The 22,761-nt window shown below is 48.1% G+C and carries 19 protein-coding genes; 12 read left to right on the top strand and 7 right to left on the bottom strand.

Annotation, left to right across the window (positions count from 1 at the left end; all coding sequences use genetic code 11):
• Positions 1-165 precede the first annotated feature (165 nt).
• Together IZU26_RS12230 and IZU26_RS12225 are read left to right on the top strand one after the other, a co-directional pair.
• The gene (locus IZU26_RS12230) at positions 166-1,479 is read left to right on the top strand and encodes a cyclic nucleotide-binding domain-containing protein (protein WP_433279351.1); all 1,314 of its coding nucleotides are present in this window, start codon (positions 166-168) and stop codon (positions 1,477-1,479) included.
• 39 nt (positions 1,480-1,518) lie between these two features.
• Positions 1,519-2,973 (top strand): NFACT RNA binding domain-containing protein, encoded by a 1,455-nt coding sequence (locus tag IZU26_RS12225; protein WP_433279349.1) that lies wholly within the window; start codon positions 1,519-1,521, stop codon positions 2,971-2,973.
• An 88-nt stretch (positions 2,974-3,061) separates the two neighbouring features.
• Here the strand turns inward: IZU26_RS12225 and IZU26_RS12220 are convergent, their stop codons facing one another.
• Complete coding sequence (locus tag IZU26_RS12220; RefSeq protein ID WP_433279347.1) at positions 3,062-5,122, bottom strand: DEAD/DEAH box helicase; 2,061 nt, start codon at positions 5,120-5,122, stop codon at positions 3,062-3,064.
• A 373-nt stretch (positions 5,123-5,495) separates the two neighbouring features.
• Positions 5,496-6,401, bottom strand: a complete 906-nt coding sequence (locus tag IZU26_RS12215) for a phosphatase PAP2 family protein (protein ID WP_433279346.1) — start codon at positions 6,399-6,401, stop codon at positions 5,496-5,498.
• A 206-nt stretch (positions 6,402-6,607) separates the two neighbouring features.
• Between IZU26_RS12215 and IZU26_RS12210 the strand changes: the two genes are divergently transcribed.
• Complete coding sequence (locus tag IZU26_RS12210) at positions 6,608-7,786, top strand: branched-chain amino acid aminotransferase (RefSeq protein WP_433279344.1); 1,179 nt, start codon at positions 6,608-6,610, stop codon at positions 7,784-7,786.
• Positions 7,787-7,877: 91 nt separating this feature from the next.
• Here IZU26_RS12210 and IZU26_RS12205 read toward each other — a convergent pair whose 3' ends face one another.
• Together IZU26_RS12205 and IZU26_RS12200 are read right to left on the bottom strand one after the other, a co-directional pair.
• On the bottom strand, positions 7,878-9,449 hold the full coding sequence (locus tag IZU26_RS12205; protein WP_433279342.1) for an SPOR domain-containing protein: 1,572 nt from the start codon (positions 9,447-9,449) through the stop codon (positions 7,878-7,880).
• A gap of 20 nt (positions 9,450-9,469) precedes the next feature.
• A complete protein-coding gene (locus IZU26_RS12200) occupies positions 9,470-9,994 on the bottom strand; it encodes a hypothetical protein (protein ID WP_310824819.1) in 525 nt (174 codons plus the stop codon).
• Positions 9,995-10,553: 559 nt separating this feature from the next.
• Between IZU26_RS12200 and IZU26_RS12195 the strand changes: the two genes are divergently transcribed.
• From IZU26_RS12195 to IZU26_RS12165, 7 genes are all read left to right on the top strand, one after another.
• Positions 10,554-12,326 (top strand): SUMF1/EgtB/PvdO family nonheme iron enzyme, encoded by a 1,773-nt coding sequence (locus tag IZU26_RS12195; protein WP_433279340.1) that lies wholly within the window; start codon positions 10,554-10,556, stop codon positions 12,324-12,326.
• A 117-nt stretch (positions 12,327-12,443) separates the two neighbouring features.
• The gene (gene pyk / locus IZU26_RS12190; RefSeq protein WP_433279338.1) at positions 12,444-14,237 is read left to right on the top strand and encodes a pyruvate kinase; all 1,794 of its coding nucleotides are present in this window, start codon (positions 12,444-12,446) and stop codon (positions 14,235-14,237) included.
• A 380-nt stretch (positions 14,238-14,617) separates the two neighbouring features.
• Positions 14,618-15,538, top strand: coding sequence for a helix-turn-helix transcriptional regulator (locus tag IZU26_RS12185; RefSeq protein WP_433279336.1), 921 nt, complete (start codon positions 14,618-14,620; stop codon positions 15,536-15,538).
• Positions 15,539-15,597: 59 nt separating this feature from the next.
• Complete coding sequence (locus tag IZU26_RS12180) at positions 15,598-16,386, top strand: ABC transporter permease (RefSeq protein ID WP_433279355.1); 789 nt, start codon at positions 15,598-15,600, stop codon at positions 16,384-16,386.
• Positions 16,367-17,398, top strand: coding sequence for an ABC transporter ATP-binding protein (locus IZU26_RS12175; protein ID WP_433279334.1), 1,032 nt, complete (start codon positions 16,367-16,369; stop codon positions 17,396-17,398). The genes IZU26_RS12180 and IZU26_RS12175 overlap by 20 nt, the downstream gene beginning before the upstream one ends.
• Positions 17,395-18,186 carry an ABC transporter permease gene (locus IZU26_RS12170; protein WP_433279333.1) on the top strand — a complete coding sequence of 264 codons (792 nt, stop codon included), beginning with the start codon at positions 17,395-17,397 and terminating at the stop codon, positions 18,184-18,186. The genes IZU26_RS12175 and IZU26_RS12170 overlap by 4 nt, the downstream gene beginning before the upstream one ends.
• A gap of 144 nt (positions 18,187-18,330) precedes the next feature.
• Positions 18,331-18,510, top strand: a complete 180-nt coding sequence (locus IZU26_RS12165; protein WP_038081577.1) for a hypothetical protein — start codon at positions 18,331-18,333, stop codon at positions 18,508-18,510.
• A gap of 40 nt (positions 18,511-18,550) precedes the next feature.
• On the opposite strand, the gene IZU26_RS12160 is transcribed toward IZU26_RS12165, so the two are convergent.
• Positions 18,551-19,204: an RluA family pseudouridine synthase gene (locus IZU26_RS12160; RefSeq protein WP_433279330.1), complete on the bottom strand. Its 654-nt coding sequence runs from the start codon at positions 19,202-19,204 to the stop codon at positions 18,551-18,553.
• 29 nt (positions 19,205-19,233) lie between these two features.
• Here IZU26_RS12160 and IZU26_RS12155 point away from each other — a divergent pair, with 29 nt between their 5' ends.
• On the top strand, positions 19,234-20,424 hold the full coding sequence (locus IZU26_RS12155; protein ID WP_433279328.1) for a hypothetical protein: 1,191 nt from the start codon (positions 19,234-19,236) through the stop codon (positions 20,422-20,424).
• A gap of 14 nt (positions 20,425-20,438) precedes the next feature.
• Here the strand turns inward: IZU26_RS12155 and IZU26_RS12150 are convergent, their stop codons facing one another.
• Positions 20,439-21,089, bottom strand: a complete 651-nt coding sequence (locus tag IZU26_RS12150; RefSeq protein WP_433279326.1) for a PTS sugar transporter subunit IIA — start codon at positions 21,087-21,089, stop codon at positions 20,439-20,441.
• Positions 21,090-21,192: 103 nt separating this feature from the next.
• Positions 21,193-21,621 carry a cytidine deaminase gene (locus IZU26_RS12145; RefSeq protein ID WP_310824803.1) on the bottom strand — a complete coding sequence of 143 codons (429 nt, stop codon included), beginning with the start codon at positions 21,619-21,621 and terminating at the stop codon, positions 21,193-21,195.
• A gap of 70 nt (positions 21,622-21,691) precedes the next feature.
• On the opposite strand from IZU26_RS12145, the gene IZU26_RS12140 reads away from it, so the two are divergent.
• A complete protein-coding gene (locus IZU26_RS12140; RefSeq protein ID WP_310824801.1) occupies positions 21,692-22,753 on the top strand; it encodes a hypothetical protein in 1,062 nt (353 codons plus the stop codon).
• The last annotated feature ends 8 nt before the right edge of the window (positions 22,754-22,761 follow it).

The following is a 22,761-nucleotide window of genomic DNA, read 5'->3' as shown; positions in this document are numbered from 1 at the left end:
CGGTTTGAGCGGGTAGCTAATAATTTACTACTTTTTCCCAAACCCTGTCAAGTACCTATCCTACCGTTTAGAAATTTTTTCTTACAACATACACCGCTCCACCGGTGACCGCGGCCACTCCCATAAGAATAGAAAAAAAGTAAATATATCTGCTATAATAGCCACATGAAAAAGATACTCGTTGTCTCATCGAATGAAAAGATTATCGACACGGTACGGGAAGGCTGTACCGCATTTTCGGACGACTTCGGCATCGACATCAAAACGGATATCGATGATATCATCAGCTATATCAATTACGAACTGCCGGAAATAAAAATACTCGACTACACTTCCGCAAACATCGACTGTGCTAAAATTCTTTCCGAAGTGAACGACGATCCGTGGCTGCACTACGGCGGTATCATCGCAGTCTGCAAAGACAGAAAGCAGATGCGAGAGCTCGAAGAACTGAAAGATTCGAACATCCTTTCAATTCAAACGATAAACGATTTTTCAGTTCATTTTATTCACCTGCTGCGTATCCTGTGGCAAAATCAAAAGTTTCTGTTGAACCGCGGCATGCAGGAAGATTTCGGCGGAGAAGAAAACGGTACTTTCGTCTGCGGTAATGATCCGCTCGATATCAGATTTTACACATCGTTTCTTATTAATTATTTATACAGCACGAATCGCATAAACAGCGACGACCGCAGCGATCTCCAGATGACGCTTACCGAACTCTTAACAAACGCGCTCGAACACGGAAACTTACATATCTCGTACGATGAAAAAACAAAATGGATGAAAGAGCACGGAGATGTATTCAGCCTCATCACGGAGCGCGCTGCCGATCCGCGATACGCGAATAAGCAGATTACGATCACGTATGCGATCGGAAAACAAAAATCGACCATATCGATTCAGGACGAAGGAGACGGTTTCGATTGGCGAAAATATATCGGCAACAAAAACGTGCCCGACGGAGAATTGCACGGCAGGGGCATCAGTCTCGCGTCGGAGCTCGTTTCGAAAATCGCGTACAACGAAAAAGGCAATCAAGTGGTATTCGAAATCGCCAACAGAATCGACGAATCGAACACGGTGCCGCAAGCCATGTCGAATTTCGAAACGGTGACGTACACCGACAAACAAATCGTCTGCCGTCAAAACGAGGCGACGACCGACCTTTTCTTTATCGTATCGGGACGCTATGCCGTCTATTCGGGACGCAAGCTCGTTACCGTCATGTCGCCGAACGACGTGTTCATCGGCGATATGTCCTTTTTGCTCAACGACAAACGATCGGCAACGATCCTCGCCGTCGGCAACTGCAAACTTATTAAAATTCCGAAAGGCGATTTCCTTCAGATGATACGGAAAAATCCGCACTACGGCTTATTTCTTTCACGAATGCTCGCACAGCGCCTCGAAAAACAAACGCACCGGACAATTCAACTGAACGAACAGATTGCAAAACTGCAGGGAAGCGAAAAATAGTTTTTCAAATTATACTACCGTATCACCGGAGGAAATACCGTGTCGCTCAACTGCAACGAAATAAACGCAATCCTCTCGGAACTCGACCTCGAAGGTGCTTTTATTCAAGACATCATTCAGCCCGGTTACGATACGCTCGCGCTCTGCACGTATAAAAACGGAAGGGCGCTCACGCTTTTTATCTGCACCGCGCACGCTTCATGCCGCATACACGAGACGAAACGGAAAATCACGCGGAACGATAAGCCGCTGCGCTTTATGGAATTTTTAAAATCGCACATCAAAGGCTCTCGGATTACATTCTGCGTTCAAGTCGGTTTTGAGCGGATTATTAAAATGACGCTTACGCACGCCGACGAAAATTTTATCATGTACATACGTTTGTGGAGCGGAGCTGCAAATATCGTATTGTGTACGGAATCGAACATAATCCTCGATACGATGTATCGCCGTCCTGCAAAGGGCGAAATCGCAGGCGGTACCTTTGCGCTTCCCGAAGGCGAGAGAGCGTCCCTGCAAAAAGAGCATCCCGTCCGCACGTTCGGCGATGTTGAAGAGCGCTACGCAAGGGAGCATCCCGATGCTGCCCCTCTTTCGTTCAACGAAAAAGTCGATATGTGGTACGGAGAGCATGCCCGCTCTCTTTCGCGTGCGGCGCTTTTGGCACAGGCGGAAAAATGGTATGCCGCACAAAAATCGAAAAAAGAAGGGGCGCTCGAACGGCTGAAAGCGAAACGGGAATCTTTTAAAAATTCCGGGCAATACAAACATCAGGGCGATTTGATATTATCTTTCGGACACTTGCTCGACGGCAAAAGCGAATTTCTCGAATGCGAAGATTACGATACCGGAGGAAGGGTTAGGATAAAAATCGATCCGAAAAAAAACGCGCAGGAAAATGCGGCGGCATATTACGAGCGGTATCGAAAAGAAACGCGGGGAGCGGAACAGCTCATTCACGATATCGAAATCGAAGAAAAGGAGATCGCAGCCCTCGACAAACGCTACGGCGACATCATACGCGAAGAAAATCCCGTAAAGATAGAACAGATGCTCAGACGGAACACAAAACCGGAGCAGCAAAAGAAAAAAGCGCATCCGGGTCTCGACTACACGGTCGACGACTGGTACATCATCGCGGGGCGCGACGCGAACGAAAACGACGAACTTTTACGCCGCCACGTCCGAGGTGAAGATATGTGGCTGCACGCACGCGACTTTCCGGGCGGCTACGTTTTTATTAAAAACCGGCCGGGAAAAACCGTACCGCGCGATGTGCTGCTCGACGCGGCAAACCTTGCAGTCTACTATTCGAAGGGACGCAAAGCGGGAAAAGCCGACGTCTATTATACGAAAGTAAAATATCTCCGCCGCGCGAAAAACGGGCCGAAAGGGCTTGTGCTTCCGACACAGGAAAAAAATATTTTCGTCGCACTCGATCAGAGGCGGCTCGACCGCCTCGACGATATCCGGCGGGAATTGTCGCACGAATAAAACCGCCGAACGACGCGTACAAAACGAACGAAGTTCTCGCCGAAAACGCAGCCGTATCGATTGCTATTTTTAAAAATCGACGTTCGACCTAAAAGCGTTCCGCCCTTCCAGACGATTTACGCCGATACAAACCTGCGCTTCCGCTCCGCTCCGTCGGCGTATGTACGTTCGGCCTACCGTGCGCTCTGAATTTTTTTTCGCCGAAACCGCCGCTCCTTTCAAAACGTCCCGCTTTCTTTTTTCCGCCGAAAGATTCGCCTGTGCTTCGAAACGATGAACGCGATTTTTTTTCAAAGCCGCCGGATTTCGAATCGACGTGTATGTGCGGAACGTCGCCGCCCCTTTTGGACAGTTCGAGCGCTTTTTTTGCCGAATCGGCGGGAAGACTCAACAGCGTAAAATTTGCGGCCATATCGATGCGGTCGACGAAGCGCCCCGGAATATGCAGGAGATCGCTGAAATAATCCGCGATTTCGCGCGGACCGTATCCGTCGCGCCGTCCCATCTGCACGTAGAGACGCATCTGATCGCCTGATTCTCCGAACGAAGCGCGGTTTCGCCCCGTTTCGCCTTTTTGACGTACAATCTTTCCGTAGCGGGAAACATCGAGCGATGTGCCGTAGAGCACGGACATAACCGCCGCAAGCACGTCTTCGGCATCGTTGTCTTTGCACAGTTCTTTCGCCATTTCCGCAAACTGAGAATCGGCTTTGATGAGCGCCGTCTTTTGAACTTCCGCATCATCATGCATTTCCGTATCGTTCTGCGCGTTCGCGTCGGCTGCCGCAGCCTCAACGGACACATCGTTTTGCCCCTCCGCATCGGGCACACCGTACATATCGCTTTCGGCATTCGAAGCGGAGATATCCGTCTGTAGATCAGAATTATTAATTATTAATTTATCGGCATCATCCGATTCCGAAACGTTGCCACGCCGCGGAAACAAGCCGATATCGCTTTTAAGTTTATCGAAAAGCCGCTCCCGTTTTTTTGCGACGACTTCTTCGACCGTCGGAACGGCTTCTTCTTTTAGTTCGCCCTTCGTGCTTTTTCGGATCGCGTTTTGCATATAGCTGAGTTTGCGCTTCCGCTCTTCGGGACGGACAAAGGTGATCGCCGTTCCCGCAGCTCCCGCCCTGCCCGTGCGTCCGATACGGTGCACGTACGTCGCACCGTCGAACGGAAGGGAATAATTGACGACGTGGCTTAAGCCCGTGATATCGATACCGCGGGCGGCGACGTCGGTCGCGACGAGAATGCGCGTTTTTTTTCGGCGGAATCTCGCGAGGATCTTTTCGCGCTGGCTCTGCACAACGTCTCCGTGGAGAGCTGCGACTTCGTAGCCGCGTTCGTCGAGTTGGCGCGCGACGGTGTCGGCGTCCATCTTCGTCTGCGTAAAGACGAGACCGTAAAAATCGTCGGCAATATCGATGAGGCGCACGAGGGCGTCTATCTTTTCGCTTTCGCGGAGCACCCAAAATTTCTGCTCGATGAGCAGCGGCTCGTCGACGACGCCTTCTTCTTCGACGATTTCGTATTCGCCCATAAATTGAGAAGCGATTTTGAGAATCGGAGCAGGCATCGTCGCGCTGAAAAGCAGGATGCGGCTCGCGGGATTGGCTTTTTCGAAAATCGCTTCGATGTCTTCGATGAAACCCATATCGAGCATTTCATCGCCTTCGTCGAGAATAAAATAATCGATTTTGCCGATGTCGAGCGTACCGCGTTCGATGTGATCCTGAATGCGGCCGGGTGTACCGACGACGATTTCAACGCCGCGTTTCAAATCGCGTATCTGCGACAGCATCGACGCGCCGCCGTAGACGACGCAAGTGCGCGGAAACGTTCCGTCTGCGAACGACTGCATTTCGGTGCACGTCTGTACGGCAAGTTCCCGCGTCGGCTCAAGGATGAGCGCTTTGACGTGATCGCTTCCGCCCCTCAAGCGCTGCACGAGAGGCAAACCGAATGCGGCAGTTTTTCCCGTTCCCGTACGCGCTCTCGCGATGACGTTTGCATCTCCGTCCAAAAGGCGCGGAATTGCGAGAACTTGAATCGGAGAAGGAGTGATAAAGCCTTTACGGGCTACTGCGGCCAGGGTCTGTTCGTCCAGACCGAGGTCTTCGAAAGAGATGTCTTCTGAATCCATGTGTATACCTGTACCCTGCGAGCAAACGCCCGCCCCTTATTCGTGCGGAGGGTTTAATACCCCGACGCTCTGCGTCGTAACAAAGGGTATTAAAACCGACTGCAACCACTTTATGAGAACAACATACCCCGATGCCGCTTGAAGCTTCGCTGCGAGGCTACGTCGGGGTTGTTGATTTGTGTGACGGGACTGACAGGAAGCACTATACAGGATCCGGAAAATCGATAGATGCGGCTTTATATGCCGCGCATGCGTCCATCAGACACAGCACACATAATGACACAATAGCGTAAATGTAAAACTATTACAAGTGAAAATCGTGATATAATTTGAAATATTTCGCATTTATTGTTGTTTTCTGCCGGATTTTTTGTTAAAACTTGACGACGGCTTGAAATCCGTTCGGAAGTACGGTAAGTGAAGCGCCCCTTTTCTTTTTCGCAGACGAATCCTTTGTGCCGATGCCGATCCGGTGCAAAAGCGGCACGCCGATACCGAAAACCGTACCGAAAGCGGCACCGAAAAGCACGTCGGTTAAAAAATGATTGCCGCTGGAAAGACGCAGCACGGCGACCGTCGCCGCAAGCGCATAAGATCCGGCACTCACGGGAATATTCCACAGCGAGCGGGGAAAATACATCGCAAACACAAAGCTCGTAAACGAAGCTGCGGCAAAGGCTTGCATCGTGTGTCCCGACGGAAAAGAATTGTTCCAATCTCCCGAATCGACGTACTTTTGCGGATAACCGTCGAAGTACATATAGGGACGCGGACGAAACGTAAGCGATTTTATCAAATCCTTTACGACGTGCGTGAGGAGCATCGTTTCGGCGTACATGAGACCGATCGTAATCCATTCGCGCTTGTCGACGGAGGCAAACACGAGCGGCGTCGCCATCGTACATCCTATAAACACATCTCCCGTTATATCAAGCGCGCGCGAATACGGCCGCATCGCCCAGCGGTCGAATGCGCTCACATCGTCACGATCGTACAGAGCGCCGTCGAAACGTCGATCGTTTTTTAAACGATGCAGATTGAGATCGACAACGAAAAGCCCGATACCGCTTCCGATGAGGATCGGATCCGTTATAGGATTTAATACGAAGTAATCGCCCGATCCCACGAGATACGGAAAAAAGCTGTTCGGCGAACGTTCGGCGTTCGGCGTTTCATTGTCGGAAACACTCGCTTCGGGCAGCGCAAAAAAAGCGTCGTCCGGGTATGCGAAAGCGCACGAAAGCGCGGTAAAGACACAGATTGCAAAAATCGACTTCATCACTCGCGCATTATACGAAAACACGGCGGCGCTGTCCACTAATCGCGCACAACGGTTTCGGATAATACGCGAAAGTATACGCAGGCGGTTATTATGGAATACTATTGCAAACATATTGAAAAAAAAGTTCGTGCGCGCTAAAATCGAATTAATTTTTATTAACACGTCCGCAGCGGCAAAGCGGCGGCGTATTTTGGAGCGTGGATATGGCGACGATAAAAGCGGTAAAAAAATCGACAAAGACGGCGAAGGCCGGTGCGAAAAAAGCGGCGGCATCGAAAGCGACGGCAAAAAAAACGGTGAAACAGACGGTAAAATCCGCGGCAAAAAAACAGACGACGGCAAAGCCTGCGTCAAAAAAATCGATTAAAAAAATCGACTGGGCAAATCTCCCCTTCGGCTATATGAAGACGGACAAGCGTTTCGTCGCCGAATTTAAAAACGGCAAGTGGAACGCCGGCAAACTCACTTCCGACGATACGGTTTCCCTTTCCGAATGCGCGGGCGTCCTGCAGTATGCGCAAACCTGCTTTGAAGGTCTCAAAGCGTACACGACCGAAGACGGCCGCATCGTTACGTTCCGACCGAACTTAAACGCCGAACGCATGGAGCGCTCGTGCGAACGCCTCGAAATGCCCGTGTTTCCGAAAGAACGTTTCGTCGAAGCAGTCCTCTCCGTCGTAAAAGCAAATAAAGCTTACGTGCCGCCTTACGGAAGCGGCGCGACGCTCTATATCCGTCCCTATATGTTCGGTGCAAATCCCGTCATCGGCGTAAAGCCTGCCGACGAATATCAATTCCGCATCTTCGTCACTCCCGTCGGCCCGTATTTTAAAGGCGGCGTCAAATCGATCGTCGTACGCATTTCCGACTCCGATCGCGCAGCACCTCGCGGAACGGGCGACATTAAAGCGGGCATCAATTACGCGATGAGTTTGCACAACATCGTCGACGCACATAAAAACGGATTTGCCGAAAACATCTACCTCGATCCTGCAACGCACACGTTTATCGAAGAGACGGGCGGCGCAAATGTTCTCTTTATCACGCATGACGGTAAAATCGTCACTCCGAAATCCGATACGATCCTTCCGTCGATCACGCGCCGTTCACTCGTGTACATCGCGGAAAACATCCTGCACATCCCCGTCGAAGAGCGGAAAGTCGACAAAGGCGAGCTTGCATCGTTTGCCGAATGCGGCCTGTGCGGAACGGCGGCGGTTATCTCTCCCGTGTGCAGCATATACGATCACGGCAGGAACATACGCTTTCCCTCCTGCGAAAACGGCATGGGCCCCGTACTCAAAAAGCTTTACGACACGCTTACGGGTATACAGATGGGACATATCCCCGCGCCGAAAGGCTGGATATACGAAGTAAAATAATCGAGTCTTATATAGTAGGGGCTGTTTCAAAAGTCGGTTACTTTTTCAACAGCCCCTTTATTAATAATTATTAATTACCGCACGCTTGCGTTCAGCGTATTTTTCGAATAAACGCATCCTTGTAACCGTACGATTTAAAGCGCTCCAAAACGACCGCGTATTCGTCGACGGAAAGCGGTCCGATCATAACCTGCGTCGCGCCCCCCGATGCGAGAGGTACGAGCGTTACGGGATAATCGCGGCCGTACTTGCCGAGCGTTTCGCGGATATTGGACGGAGCCGAAAAAGCCGCTATCTGCACGTAATAGGTTCCTTTGTCGAGCGACGAAAGATTTTCCGCAGTACGTGCGCCGTACTCGTGCGCTATCGAAGCTGCAGTCGCAGATGCGAGCGCAGCGCCGGATGACGAAACGGAAACCGAGCTTTCGGCGGCGACCGTCGTGCTTTCGATTTCGGTTTGTACGGTTTCGCTCGTTTGACTTTTGACAGACGTTTCATCCGTACTTTTCGTGTTGCGATCGTCATCATCTTGTGTAAGCACGATTGCAGTATAGGAATTGTCGTCGGCGGGAGGTACGCTTTCGACGGGTTCGGCGATAAGTGCTTCCGCTTCGTCTGCCCGAGCTTCGTCGCTTTTTTGCGCCGGATCGCTTGCGATATCCGCTATTTCTTCAGGCGGAGAAACGGTTTCGATCTTTTCATCGGAAATCGCTTCTTCGACGGGAGATGCGTTTTCGGCAAGTGCGGCATCTTCAACCGCCGCGGGCGTTTCATCCGTTTCCGCTTCCGTTACGACGGGCTCATCCGTCACTCGGCTTTCGTCTGCCGTTTCCGATTCCGTCGGTATGTCTTCCGCTATCGCTTCCGAAATTTCCCGTGTATCTTCGGGCATATCTTCTGCGATAATTTTTTCATCGGGCACCGCTTCTTCGGTCGCGTTTATCGTTTCGGGTACGGCTTCGCTTTCATCGGAAGCTTCCTCTTGCACAGCCGTTTCCTCGGCGATGCGTTCGCTCACTTCATCATCGGCTTCCGTCACGATCGGTTCGTCGCTCACGCGCTCATCGGAAATCGCCTCAGCTTCCGCAATATCGCTTTCAGCCTTAGCGAGCTCCGAGCCCGCGCTTTCAAGGCCGCTTTCCGCCCGTTCCGTATCGTCTTCGGCTTCGGCAATCAATTCCTCCGCTTCCGGTTGTTCCGTATGCTCTTCGCCGGCATTTTCATCCGCACTATCTTCACGTCCAGCGTCGGCTTTAGGCTCCGCACTCGACGAAAGACCGGATGAAAGCGGCACCTCCCCTTGTGCGATAACGGCCGTTCCCGAAACCGCTTCGTCGAGCTGCCCGCTCCGCTTTGTGATTTTTACGATGACGTTCGAATCTTTTACGATACCGAGTTCCGCCGCTGCTTCCGGCGACAACAGAATCGCAACGCCTTCCGATTGGTCGAGCGAACCTACGACGAGGATATCGAGCGTCTTTTGCGATGCGAGGTTCGACACTATAATGCTGTCGCCCGGAAGATAGCCGACCGTCTTTGCAAAATAACCTTCGGGCAGCGTACCAGGATCGGCGACGACGGCGCGTCCGTCGAGCGAAGGGCTGAACGATGCAAACAGCAGACAGCCGATCAATAAAAAAAGCAGATTGATCTTTTTCACCATGACTCTATCCTTATCGCTTGTCAGCGTTTCGATTTTTTATCGATGTCCTTACGTATCGCTTTCCGCATCGCTTCCGCGATCGAAGCCGCATACTCTTTTACGCCTGCGGCATCCGTCTTTCCCGATGCGGGTTTTCGAACTTTCGCTTTCGCCTCCGCGATCTTTTTTCCCGTCTTTACGTCGGCAATCGTCCAACTCACGCGCTCAAGATCCTTGAGCGATATGTGTGCCGGATCGCGGGAAGCTTTGCCGCTGTAAAAAAGCCGCAGCTCGACAAAATAGTCAGCTCCTCCCGTGACGGCAAACGCATACGCCGTCCTCCACAGGTTTTCCGCAGCTTCCGGAACGATCGCGACGGCAGGCTCGTTCGTAACGATATCGCCGAAATTAAAAAAGTAATCAAGAATTTGATCTTCGATGACGAGCGTCTGTTCGCGTACCGTATCGAGCGCATCGTTATGCTGGACGACTTGAAACGAAATATCGGTTCCCCAACAGCAAACGCCGCACAAAAGCGAACACAGCGCTATCGATAATTTTTTCACGGATTCCTCCCTGTGTCTATTATCCACACTCTTATCATCGGAATAAAAGAAGGGCGTGTTTAGATTTTTTTACAGGCGGGGGAAGTCTCCCCCTCGCTCCAAAGTCCTCGCGCCGAGCGCTCCGGTCTTTTTCGCTACCCCCTCTCCCGGGTGTAAAACTATCGTTTTCCGCTCGCTCCGTTCATGCACTCGTCCGCTACCCCCTCCGGTAAGGCAAAACGGAATGCGCCATTTGAAAATCATCTGTAAACCATACAATCGATGCACGACACAGATGCCGTGTCGGATTTTACAGAACGATTCGTTCGCTGTATACGGATGCTGCGCGAACTTACCCTTGTCAATCATTATTATATGCCGTATACTAAACTTATGAGAGAGCGCATACCACATCTTTCCTCCGCTTCTCCGCTAAGGGCGTTTCCCGCTCATCCGCCGCACACCGGCCGCCCGCACATAATGGGCACACAATATACACACCGCACCGTACGCACGAAGGACATCCCGTCCCCGTGCATTTTTTTATTTTCTTACCAATTTTCACTGAAAGGAGTTGTTTATGAAAACAAGCAACAAAAAGGCGTATGCCTTTAAGAGAGGGGCGGCGCTCGCCATAGCCGTAGTTTTGTTCGCCGGTCTGGCGATAAGCTGTTCGAACGGCAGCGATTCCGGCGGAACGCCGAGTATCACCTATGTGCAAGTGCCCTACGACAAACTGGATGACTATCTTACAAATCAGGCATCCGAAACGGGGATTAACTACATCGAGATAACCGGCACCATACCGGCTGCCGGCTTAAAAGGTTCTGCGACCGACGCAAGCGCCTTAGGGAAAAAACTTGCCGGTGCTTCTCCTAAAAAGATCGGGCTTAAATTGCCTCAAAGCATTGCAGGTCTTACCGATATGTGCTATTGCTTTAACGGCTGCAATAATGTGGTAGGCCTTGCGGCAATTCCCCACGGCGTTACGAGTATTGAAGACTGTTTTAGAGGCTGCACCGCCTTACAAAACGCTCCGATAATTCCTGAAGGCGTTACAGGTATGGGCAGCTGTTTTGAAAGCTGCACCGCCTTAACGGAAGCTCCGGCAATTCCTAAAAGCGTTACGGGTTTTAGCGGCTGTTTTTTCGAGTGTTCAGCCTTAAAAACGGCTCCGATAATTCTTGCAAACGTTGAAGATATGACAGAATGTTTTAAAGGCTGCACCGCCTTAACGGAAGCTCCTGTTATTCCGGAGAGCGTTGTGAACATGGATAACTGTTTTGAAGACTGCACCGCCTTAAAGACAGCCCCCGTAATTCCTGCAAACGTTGCAGAGATGGCAGAATGTTTTAAAGACTGCGCCGCCTTAACGGGCGCGACGCTCAAGTGCGATTACAACGACGGACACTTTAATAACGCCTTTGCCGGCTGTACAAGTTTGACGACAGACAGCATACAGGTAAAACTGACGCAGCTTACCGCCTATAAAAATAAAGCCGCAAAGATGGGCACGCAGGCGGATAAATTTGTCGGATACACCGATGAAACCTACAAGGCAGGCGGCGTAAGCTTTACGATGAAAGGCATAGAAGCCGTAACGAACGGAACTCTCGGCCGTGACGAAGAAGACCAGAACAAACCGCACACGGTAAGCCTTTCCGCTTATTACATCGGAGAAACCGAAGTAACGCAGGAGCTGTGGCAAGCGGTGATGGGCGGTAATCCGAGTCATTTTAAGGGAACAGAAAACCCTCCCGATGAAGGAGAAAAACAGGCAAAGCGCCCGGTAGAAATGGTAAACTGGTTTGAATGTATAGCATTCTGCAATGAGATGACCAAAAAGGTAGCGGAATTGGGAGAAAGCCAGTGCGTATATACCGTTGATGGGCATACGTACGGCACAGCTGACGCAACAGCGAAAAAAATACCTGTCATGGATATGAACAAAAAAGGCTTCCGCCTGCCGACTGAGGCCGAATGGGAATGGGCTGCCAAAGGCGGTATAGATTACAAATGGGCGGGAACCGATACCGAAAGCGAACTCAAAAACTATGCGTGGTACTCTGAAAACAGCAACAACAAAACCCACGAAGTAAAGAAAAAACAGCCGAACGACTACGGCTTATACGACATGACCGGAAACGTATGGGAATGGTGCTGGGATTGGTACGGTAATTTGTTCAATCCGCTGCCGCTGAACTATCCTGGCGCTGCTACGGGTGTTATGCGTGTCTATCGCAGCGGCGCTTATGCGCACAACAAAGATAACGCCCATCGTGCCTTTCGGAACGGCGGCGATCCTTTAAGAACGGAAGACCATATAGGCTTACGTGTAGTGTGCAGGCCGTAACGGATATGGGCTGTCGAAAAAGGATGCGCCTTTGAGACAGCCCTATTGCCCGAATCCGTTCAAATCATGTAATTCCCCTGTACGGACACAAAAAGCATTTTGTGCTATACTCGCATCATGTCGTTACGAAAAACAAAGATCGTCTGTTCGATAGGCCCCGCAAGCAATAACGATGACATTGCGGCAAAGATGATACGCGCGGGTATGGATATCGCGCGCTTTAACTTTTCACACGGTACGCACGAAAGCCAAAAAGATATGATGGAGCGCATCCGGCGCCTGTCGCGCGAAATCGGAAAACCGGTCGCGCTTATGATGGACTCCAAAGGCCCGGAAATCAGAACGGGTATCGTGCCGGACAATAAAACGATTGCGATACGCAAGGGCGAGCGCGTTATCGTAACTGCTGACGACAGTCCCGTTACGGCGGCGAACGGAAATGATGCGGCGCATATTTCGCTTTCGTGGCGCGACTTGCCGAAGCGTATACAAAGCGGGCACAAAATCCTCATCGCCGACGGTCTGCTCGAATTGGACGTCGAATCTTCCGACGGAACAAAGGTCGTGTGCACGGCGGCGAATACGGCGACTATCGGCAGCAAAAAAAACGTCAACCTCATCGGTCTGCACGCGGGGCTTCCGATTATGAGCGAACAGGATAAGGCCGATATCGCGTTTTCGGTACGGATGAACTGCGACTTTATCGCCGCAAGTTTTACGAGCTTTGCGAGCGAAGTACACGAAATACGGCGCTATATCGAATCGCTCGGTTCGAATATGAAAATCATCGCCAAAATCGAAAATGAAGAGGGTCTCGACAATATCGCCGAAATTGCGCAGGCGGCCGACGGCGTTATGGTTGCGAGGGGCGACATGGGCGTGCAGCTTCCGATAGAGCGCATTCCGCTTGCACAAAAGCGCATCATCGAAGAGTGCCGCAGGGCGGGAAAGCCCGTCATCACTGCGACACAAATGCTCGACTCGATGATCGTAAACCCCAGACCGACGAGAGCCGAACTCACCGATGTCGCGAACGCCATTTTCGACGGCACCGACGCCGTCATGCTTTCGGGTGAAACGGCAAACGGCGCATATCCGGCCGAAGCGGTTGAAACGATGGCGCGCATTGCCCAAACGGTCGAAGACAGCGAAGAATACTGCTCGCGCATCAAAGCCGCTCCCCCGATCCCTGAAGGCGACGTAACGATCGGCAGGATTATGGCGCAGATGGCGTATGAAACCGCCGACAAAACAAAAGCGCTCGTCATCATCGTCCCGACGATGAGCGGCAACACCGCTCGCATGATAAGCACGTTCCGTCCCGAACAGGCAATCCTCGCCGTCACGCCGAACGAGCAAGTACAGCGGCAAATGCTCATCGACTGGGGCGTTTTCCCGCTCGTTTCGAAAACGGCCGACGACAGCGAAGACATGGTGCAAAACGCGGTAAAGATCGCCCTCGACAACGGCTTTGTCCGCCAAAGCGACAGAATCATCCTGTGCGCGGGCATCCCGCTCGTAAGCCCGATCCCCGTAAACACAATCCGCGTTTTGCTTGTCGGTAATGTGCTGGCGCGCGGCCGTTCGGGAGGAGAAGCATCCGACGTGTCCCGCGTTTCCGGAAGAATCGTAAAAGCCTCTTCGCCTGAAGACGCCGTTTCGATGCTCCGCCGCAAAACGGGCGAAATCCTCGTCTGCCCTTCCCTCGACGAAAGCTGGATCCCGATCCTCCGCCTCGTCGACGGCGTCATTTCGGAAGGCACGAACGAAATCCCCGCCGACACGATGAAAATGATAAACACGAATATCGTTTGGCTGAACGAAGCGGGAAAAGCCGCCGGTGCGATCGAAAACGGGCTGACCGTAACGATCGACGGAAAAGATCTGCTCGTGTACGAAGGGAAGATGTAGCGGGCGGAGCAGGTGAGCGGCAACAGTATGGGAAAGACGCTTCACACCGAAGAGTTCTTCATGTTCTATGTCATAATAAGCCGCTTTTTTTGTCTTTGGATTTCGAACAATGTATATATGGTCATAATCTCCGGTTGATATGTATTTATTTCTTTTATCATGCAAAAGCTTTTCAACAATTAAATATTAGCTATAATTATACTGTTTTTAAGATATTTTCCAACCTCATTTTTTGATATACTAGCTGAGTAAGCAAAAAATGAAAATCAACAAATAGCACTTAATAAAATAGGCGATTAAGATATGAAAAAATGGAAGAACAGTTTGATATAGAAATGTTGGTGAGGAATTAGAAATGATGAATCAAAAAGAGAGAAAGAATGAAACTTGAACGGCTTCTTGAAATAATTATCCATTTATTGAATCATGAAAAAGTCTCTGCAAAATACTTAGCTGAGCACTTTAACGTATCGGTCAGGACTATTCAGCGTGATATGGTAAGCATAGCCGAAGCCGGTATACCCGTGTACACCTTGGGCGGAAGGTATGGCGGCTATGCCGTTTTGGAAAATTATAAAATAAAAAACATCAACATCAAAAACAGCGAACAGCAAATTATTATAAGTGCTTTGGAAAGTCTTGCTACTTCATATACAAATGACAAGCTCAATTCCTTAATCGAAAAATACAATGCCATTATCGAAAAGGAGGGCGGGCAAAAAGTTTTTTGGGATTTTAGCGTTACAAAAGAAAATAAAAAGGTGCAAGATTCCAATATGCTTTTGGAAAAAGCCATCGGCGGTAAGAACTATATAGTTTTCGATTACCGCAATTCCGAAGGAAAAAGTACGCATATTTGTGCGGAGCCCCTTGCAATTCATTATAAATGGTATGCATGGTATTTGTTTGCATACCTTAAAGAAACAAAAGAGTATCGAACCTTTAAGGTTGCTCGGATGCAAAACCTAGTCCTCTCAAAAGAAAAATCTTTTATAAAACACGGCGATATACAACAAAAGATGAAAGAAGCCGAACTTGCCTATTATAAAACCTGCATCGATATAGAAATCATTTTTTCCGAAAAAGAAATTCCGCTCATCGAAGAATACTTTCCCGACTCCGTTATCGAAAAACTGCCATCTCAAAAATGTAAAACCCATATTCATGTTCCTGCAAAAGAACGGCTGTGGAAGGCCTTACTCCTTAGCTTCGGAGATGCTGTAACCGTCGTTTCTCCAAAAAATTATAAAGAAGAGCTTATAAAAACCGCTGGAACTTTTTTATCTAATTACGACATATAGCTGTCGCCGTCCTGTGATAATGTATTTGGTATGGATTATTTTTGGACGGATACAGTGTGATAAAAAAATATCTTTTAATATTAAAAGCCTATTTTAAAGGTTCTCTTATGAACTTAATGGAATATAAGTTCAATTTTATAAGCGGCGGAACCTTTGAACTCGTATGGCTCTTTATGTATCTCATTTTTATAGATACGATTTTTATTCATACCGAAACGGTAAACGGCTGGGATAAGTACCGAATGCTGATGCTGACCTTTCAAGGCGGACTTATGGATTCCGTTTTTACTTTTTTGATAGTACCTGGACTAAAAAGATTGCCCGAAATGATCAATACCGGCTCCTTGGATTTTATATTATTAAAACCATTGAATCAGCGTTTTACTATTTCATTTAATGAGTTCGACATTCCGCAGATAAAAAATATTATCATAAATATTACCGATTTGATGTATTGTCTTATAAAACTGAATATACGGATGACTCCTTTAAGATTATTACTGTATATTTTACTTTCGATGAACGGCTTTTTTTTGATTTATTCGATTATGTTTATATTGATGAGTTTGGCTTTTTGGTTTATGCGGATGGATATTGTTATGGGCATAGGTTCCGAACTGATTACCATCGGAAATAAACCTATGCAGATATATCCGCGGCTGCTTCAAAAAATTCTTATCTTTGTAATTCCGCTGTTTGTATGTTTTAATTTTCCTATTTTGTTTGCCGTTAAAGACTTATCCGTGAGTTATATTCTCTATTCTTTTGCGGCAAGTTTTATATTTTTTTTATTATCGAATTTTATTTTTAAAAAAGGAGTAAGGCGTTATGTCGGATCAGGCAGCTAGTAACGAAAAAATTATTGTTGCAGAAAATATCTGCAAAAGTTATGCATATTATCAAAAAGATGCAGGACTTAAAGGCAGTATCAAAAATTTGTTTAAACGTAAAAAACTATATAAACCTGCGGTTAAAAATCTTTCCTTTGAAATTGCTCAAGGTTCGATAACGGGTTTAATCGGTTTAAACGGTGCAGGCAAAACGACAACACTTAAAATGTTATCCGGGTTGATATTGCCGACAGAAGGAAGTCTTACCGTCTTACAGCACAATCCTTTTGAAAAGAAAAAAGAGTACCTCCGGCAAATTTCGATGGTGATGGGGAACAAGAGTCAGCTCTGGTGGGATTTGCCTGCCGTTGATTCTTTTGAACTTAATAAAACTATTTATGAAGTTGAAGATGCCGATTACAAAAAGACGCTGCACACAATGATTGAAATACTCGGCGTACAAAAACAGGTGAATGTTCAGGTGAGGCGGCTGTCTTTGGGGGAACGGATGAAGATGGAATTGATAGCGGCTTTAATTCATAAACCGAAACTTATTTTTCTTGACGAACCGACGATAGGGCTTGATATAATTACGCAATATAATATAAGGGATTTTCTAAAACATTATTGCAATAAATATCATGCAAGCCTCATACTGACAAGTCATAATTTTAACGATATTGTTTCCCTTTGTACGGAATTGATTTTAATAAATAAGGGAGAAAAAATATATTCCGATTCTTTTATTAACTTTAAAAATAAATTTTTAAACAAAAAATATTTTATATTAAAATTAAAATTCTTGCAAGCGGATAAAATTATAAAAACCTTGCAAGAAAAAGGTAATTTTTTTGCAGAAAAAACTGCAGAAGATACGGTTAAAATTTCTGCTGACTCAACTGCAAGTTTGGATATATTAAAAAATATTTCCAATGATTTTATTGAAGAGTTAAGCGATATTACCATTGAAAATATTTCGATGGAAGATGTTATCAGAAGATTGTATACATCGAGTGAGTCCATACTATGAATAGATATTACAAAGTTTTTAAAATAAGTTTGGCAAATCAATTGGAATATAGAGTTAATTTTATTTCCGGATTTTTATTTTCACTCTTTCCTTTTACAGTTAATGTATTGTTATGGATTGCCGTCAGTTATCAAAGTAAAGATATGCCTTTTAAAGCAGACGGTATAGTATCGTATTACTTTTTGACTTTGATAACCTACAATATTACTTCAACGGTTTCCGTATTTAAAATTTCCGATGATATAAGGCTCGGTACACTCAATCAGTATCTTATAAAACCGTATAATTATGCACTGTATCAACTTGCTGCCGATTTACCTCATCGTTTTATTTTCATTGTTATGAATGCCCTTCCGATTACGGTTTTATATTTTTTGCTGCAAAGATATTTTGTGTTTACACTATCATTATGGAAGGCTTTATTTTTTGTGCTCTTTTTGATCGCAGGTTATCTCATCAATTTTTTAATCGATTTTTTGATAGCACTCTATAGTTTTTATTTTTCGCGTGTTTCTTCACTTTATACATCGATACGGGTACTTAAAAATATTTCCGCCGGTATTATTTTTCCGCTTGTCCTTTTACCCGAATCGGTGTTTAGTCTTTTAAAGAACTTACCCTTTGCCTTTATTTCCCATATTCCGGTAAGTCTTTTACTAGATGATGTTCCGCTATGCACCGCTTTTATTTCCTTATGTAAAAGTTTAGGTTGGATAACAGCGCTCGGTATTTTTTGCGCAATACTGTGGAAAAAAGGAATGAAAATCTACTCTGCTTATGGAGGATAGTGTTTTATGCATACGGTGTAAGCTGTCGGCAAAAATCAAAAAAGCTGAAATAATTTTATCACAGCGCCGGCAATATGACAGAAGCGCTTGCTGCGGCAATCTACCGCGATTTACAAAAGCGGATATTCGCGTTATAGTATGCGTATGACAATCGAAGGATACTTTGACGGAAAAACCTTTGTGCCGCTCGAAAAGCTTTCTCTAAAGCCGAATCAAAAAGTGCAGATTACGGTTCTCGACGAATTCCTCACGTCCGAAAAGCAAAAACAGATCGCCCGGAAACGGGACAAAGAGGGCGATAAAAAGGCATCGCTAAAAATCTAACCGAGTTTTTAGAGCTTTTCCCAAAACAACGAAAAATCGGCTACTGTCCGCGGATCGGTTTTCCGAAATAATCCGGCAATGCGATGCGCACGATCTTTTCTTTTTCCGAAAGCGGCAAAGAAAGCTTCGATGCGCATAAGAGCAGCCGTTTCGTACCGCAGTATTTTTTTAATAATTTATTTTTTGCAAAGTTTCCGTGTTTGTCGTCGAGCGCGATGGGACATCCTTTCTTTGCCAAGTGGATGCGTATTTGGTGCATACGCCCCGTTTCGAGCGTCAGATGAACGAGCGAAAGCGAAAGCTTTTCTCCGCCGCAGTCGATTTCGAAAACTTCGCTTACAGCATATTGCGTCACCGCCCGTTTTATCTCTCCGTGCTGCACGACATCGTCCGTTATTACACCCTGTCGCTCCGAAAAAGTTCCGATGCAAATCGCATCGTATTCTTTTTTTACCGCGCGGGAAGCGACGAGCTTTGACCACTTGGCGGCAGCGCTCTTTGTTTTTGCCGCGATCATAAGACCCGACGTATCTTTATCGAGGCGGTGTACGAGAAAAATTTCGTACCCCGTCTGTTTGGGAAGCTCTTTATCGAGCGGATGAGCGATACCTTCACCGCCCTGTACCGAAACGCCTGAAGGTTTGTTTATAATGATGATCTCTTCGTTTTCGTATACAATAGGGATCGTATTCATTTCGATAACTATAGACGAGGTACCGTAAAATGACAAGAAGCTTTGCCCGTTTTTTTTCCGCAGTCTGCACGGCTTTTATCTTCTTCTGCGGCATATCCCCCGTCGCTTCCGAAACGGTCGTCGACAACACATACGGCTGGGCGCTCGATATGCCGGAAGGTTTCAAACTTTCGGACGCGACGGACGACGGCACGTCCTACCTCTTTTCATACGCAAACGTTCCGGTCGTCACTGCGATAAAGCTCTATAAAAGCGGTACCTATGAATCGAGCGGTCAAGCTTTCGACGGCGCCGTCGGAAAACTGCCGGACGGAAGGGGCGAAAAAGAATCGTTCGAATGGAGAAGTGCGGATTCGTCGCTCGGAACCTTTTCGATGACGCTCGGCGGAGTAAGCTATAAGGGCTGGGCGCTCGCGGTCGAACTCCCTTTAAACGGAGCACACATCGCAGTTTTGTGCTATGCGAACGAACGAAACGAAAAAAACTGCGAACCTTTTATCTTATCGATTTTAAACTCCCTCGCCGTCGACCGCGGAAGCTATAGGGAAGAAGGCATCGTCGCGCGCTATGCCTATCCCGCAGCCGAACGGAAAGATATAGAGCTTTCGATCAACGGACGAACGATTCGCACGAGCATCGGTGCGGAAGACGAAGAGGCATCCGATTTCGTCATCGATATGGAATTCGCGGTTTTAAAAATGTACGCGGCAAGTCCGCTGTGGAAAGAAGCGTGGCAGCGCTATTACCGCGCGATTTTCCGCGACAGCTGCGGCCGCTTAAAGCGGACGGCCTTCGATGTGCAAAGCGCGCTCATGGAAGATGCTGCGGCCGTAAATCCCGAACATCCCGATACCGCTTTTGCATCGCTTCTTTTGACTTGGGTGCAGGGGTTTCGCTATGAGCGCAAAATAAATGCCGCGGATTTTACATCCCTTCCCGCCGCCCTCACCGGAAGCGGATCGGATTGCGACACGCGAAGTCTTTTGCTCTGCACTCTTCTCGAAAACGCGGGAACGAAGTGTGCGCTTTTCGTATCGCGCGATTACAGCCACGCTCTTTTCGGCGCCCTCGTTCCGGCCGTATCTCCGAAAGAAAATGCGCGCATGAGCTCGGGCGGAAAAGATTTTTTACTCGGAGAGACGACGGCTCACGTGTCCCTCGGTTTAATCGCTTCGGATTTCAGCGATGCGAAAAAATGGATTGCAGTGGAGCTCCCGTAAATCGCCGATCGCGCTTACGCTTCGATTAATAATTTATATACGTCGTCGGTCGTCGCGGCGTTTAAGAGACTGTCGCGGAGCTCCTTTTTTTTGAGCTTTGCCGAAAAATACGAAAGCGTCTGCAAATAGTACGAATGCTGATTGTACGCCGCTGCTATCATAAACAAAAGGGAAACGGGTATATCGTCGATGGGTTGGAAATCAGTGATGGGCGTTTTACACACGCCGACCGCCATAACCAAATCGGTGACGGACGAAAGGCGCACGTGCGGGATTGCGATGCCGCGTCCGATCGCCGTAGACATAAGCTCTTCCCGCTTTAAGATTTCGGAAATAAGTTCGTCGGAATGCTTTACTTGCGGCGCGCTCGAAAGCGCAGTCGCCAGTTCGACGAGCGCGTCGTGCCGTGAAGCTTGTAAAATAAAAATGATGCGGTTCGGCGCGAGTATGTTTTTTACCTGCACGACATCGTCTGTCATACGTCCGATCGAAGCAGAAGAGAGGCGCTCGTTGACCCACTTTTCGACTTCCGATTTTTTAAATCGCCACACGGTTCCGATCTTGCCTGCGGGGATTTCACCGCGCTGCGCCCAATCGTAGACGGTACGGTCGGAAACGCGGAGGTAATTTGCAACTTCTTCGATGGTGAGGATTGTGTCTTCCATAGTTAAATAATTCTGTACTATTTGCGATATCTTGTCAATATTTTACATCGTTTTCATAAAAACAGCATTGTTTTATATTACACCTTCTCCGAAACTGCGGGTTTCAGCTGCCACCGCCGTTCGACGCGAGTTCGTGCAAACTGTCGTAAGGATACAGCACGCCGAGCGTCGTTTTGACGCAGCGCTTCCAGTCCGGGCCGAATACGACGGGCGTTTCATCCGGCGCGAATTCGCTGAGCACTTGCCGACACGCGCCGCAGGGGCCGACCGGATAATCGGATGCGGGCGTCGCAATCGCGATCGCAATAAAAGCACGCACGCCTTGAGAAGCGGCGGTAAAAATCGCGCTGCGTTCGGCGCAGTTCGTAAGCCCGAAAGATCGGTTTTCGATATTTGCTCCGGTAAAAATTTTTCCGTCTTCCGTGAGCAGGGCGGCTCCGACGGGAAAATGCGAATAGGGAATGTATGCATACTTTGAAGCTTCGAGCGCTTTTTCAAAAAGAGAGTGCAGCTGTTCGTCATCGATTGTCATAAAGCCTCCAATAAAACTACGCATCAAGTCATTGACTTGTTTTCCGTATTATTATAGCATATTTTCCATCATGAAACATAAAAAAGGCGTCGCTTTTTATGTCTTTTTGGGCATCGCTTTCAGTATCGTATATATTATTTTAGCTGCACAGCCGATCGGTAGAGAACATCAGTTTATACCGCAATGGAAACTCGAATTAAACGCGCAGATGCAAAAAGCGGACGCCTCAGGCGAAAAGCCGCTGTATTTTAAGCTCGGACAGACGATGGGCTATTTTACCGAAAGCGGCACGCTTTTGTCGGTTGAAACGTTTCCGTTTAAAGCCGCAATTTCCGAACGGTATTATGCCCCGTACAATACCTACGGTTCATCGATCGATTTTTTTAAGCCGGACGGAGAAAAAGCCGGTACGATAAACGAAAGCGGTTTTCCGCTCTTCGACGAAGACCGCATCTTTGTCTTTTTAGCCGGCGGTGCTTCGTTCGTCGAGTGCAATTCCGACGGAAAGCGTATGTGGGAATACAACGGCACGGTTCCGATCACCGCTTTCGATTCGTCGCCTTCCGGCTGCGTTGCGGGATTTGCCGACGGAACGGTGAGGCAATTTTTCGCCGACGGAACGATGATTCAAAAATTTTCTCCCGGCGGGAGCGACTATCAAGTAATTCTCGGCGCCGCCCTTTCTTCCGACGGCTCGATGATCGCTTTGATTTCGGGACAAAACCGACAACGCTTCGTGTTGATGAAAAAATACGATGCGCAGACGAAAATCGTCTTTCACGAATACATCGCGCAAAGCAGCCCTCTCCAACGCCTCGTGCAGTTCAGCAAAGACGGCTCGGTCGTGTGGTACAATTATAAAGACACGCTCGGCATCGTCGATACGAAGGGCGGCAAAGCTTCTCACCTTGCGATTCGCGGACAGGCGATTTCCCTTCAAGAATCGGGCGATCTCGTGTTCGTGCTGACAAAGGACGATGCGAAGTATACGGTATACATAATTGAAAAATTCGACACAATGAACGGATCCTTTTCATTTGACGCCGAAACCGCGTTTATTCGTACGGACGGCGACAATCTCTTTGTCGGAAAAGATTCGTCCGTTTCGCGAATACGGATTGCAAAAAATTAACGGGAAAA

The sequence above is a fragment of the Treponema sp. SP13 genome, from assembly GCF_050938355.1.
GTDB classification, from domain to species: Bacteria; Spirochaetota; Spirochaetia; order Treponematales; family Treponemataceae; genus Treponema_D; species Treponema_D socranskii.
This window is presented reverse-complemented; position numbering and strand designations above follow the sequence as displayed.

Excerpts from the sequence above, each read along its gene's own strand:
- IZU26_RS12230 (WP_433279351.1), top strand. The coding sequence starts at position 166 with ATGAAAAAGATACTCGTTGTCTCATCGAATGAAAAGATTATCGACACG.
- IZU26_RS12220 (WP_433279347.1), bottom strand. The coding sequence starts at position 5,122 with ATGGATTCAGAAGACATCTCTTTCGAAGACCTCGGTCTGGACGAACAG.
- IZU26_RS12215 (WP_433279346.1), bottom strand. The coding sequence starts at position 6,401 with ATGAAGTCGATTTTTGCAATCTGTGTCTTTACCGCGCTTTCGTGCGCT.
- IZU26_RS12210 (WP_433279344.1), top strand. The coding sequence starts at position 6,608 with ATGGCGACGATAAAAGCGGTAAAAAAATCGACAAAGACGGCGAAGGCC.
- IZU26_RS12205 (WP_433279342.1), bottom strand. The coding sequence starts at position 9,449 with ATGGTGAAAAAGATCAATCTGCTTTTTTTATTGATCGGCTGTCTGCTG.
- IZU26_RS12195 (WP_433279340.1), top strand. The coding sequence starts at position 10,554 with ATGAAAACAAGCAACAAAAAGGCGTATGCCTTTAAGAGAGGGGCGGCG.
- pyk (WP_433279338.1), top strand. The coding sequence starts at position 12,444 with ATGTCGTTACGAAAAACAAAGATCGTCTGTTCGATAGGCCCCGCAAGC.
- IZU26_RS12185 (WP_433279336.1), top strand. The coding sequence starts at position 14,618 with ATGAAACTTGAACGGCTTCTTGAAATAATTATCCATTTATTGAATCAT.
- IZU26_RS12175 (WP_433279334.1), top strand. The coding sequence starts at position 16,367 with ATGTCGGATCAGGCAGCTAGTAACGAAAAAATTATTGTTGCAGAAAAT.
- IZU26_RS12170 (WP_433279333.1), top strand. The coding sequence starts at position 17,395 with ATGAATAGATATTACAAAGTTTTTAAAATAAGTTTGGCAAATCAATTG.
- IZU26_RS12165 (WP_038081577.1), top strand. The coding sequence starts at position 18,331 with ATGACAATCGAAGGATACTTTGACGGAAAAACCTTTGTGCCGCTCGAA.
- IZU26_RS12160 (WP_433279330.1), bottom strand. The coding sequence starts at position 19,204 with ATGAATACGATCCCTATTGTATACGAAAACGAAGAGATCATCATTATA.
- IZU26_RS12155 (WP_433279328.1), top strand. The coding sequence starts at position 19,234 with ATGACAAGAAGCTTTGCCCGTTTTTTTTCCGCAGTCTGCACGGCTTTT.
- IZU26_RS12150 (WP_433279326.1), bottom strand. The coding sequence starts at position 21,089 with ATGGAAGACACAATCCTCACCATCGAAGAAGTTGCAAATTACCTCCGC.
- IZU26_RS12145 (WP_310824803.1), bottom strand. The coding sequence starts at position 21,621 with ATGACAATCGATGACGAACAGCTGCACTCTCTTTTTGAAAAAGCGCTC.
- IZU26_RS12140 (WP_310824801.1), top strand. The coding sequence starts at position 21,692 with ATGAAACATAAAAAAGGCGTCGCTTTTTATGTCTTTTTGGGCATCGCT.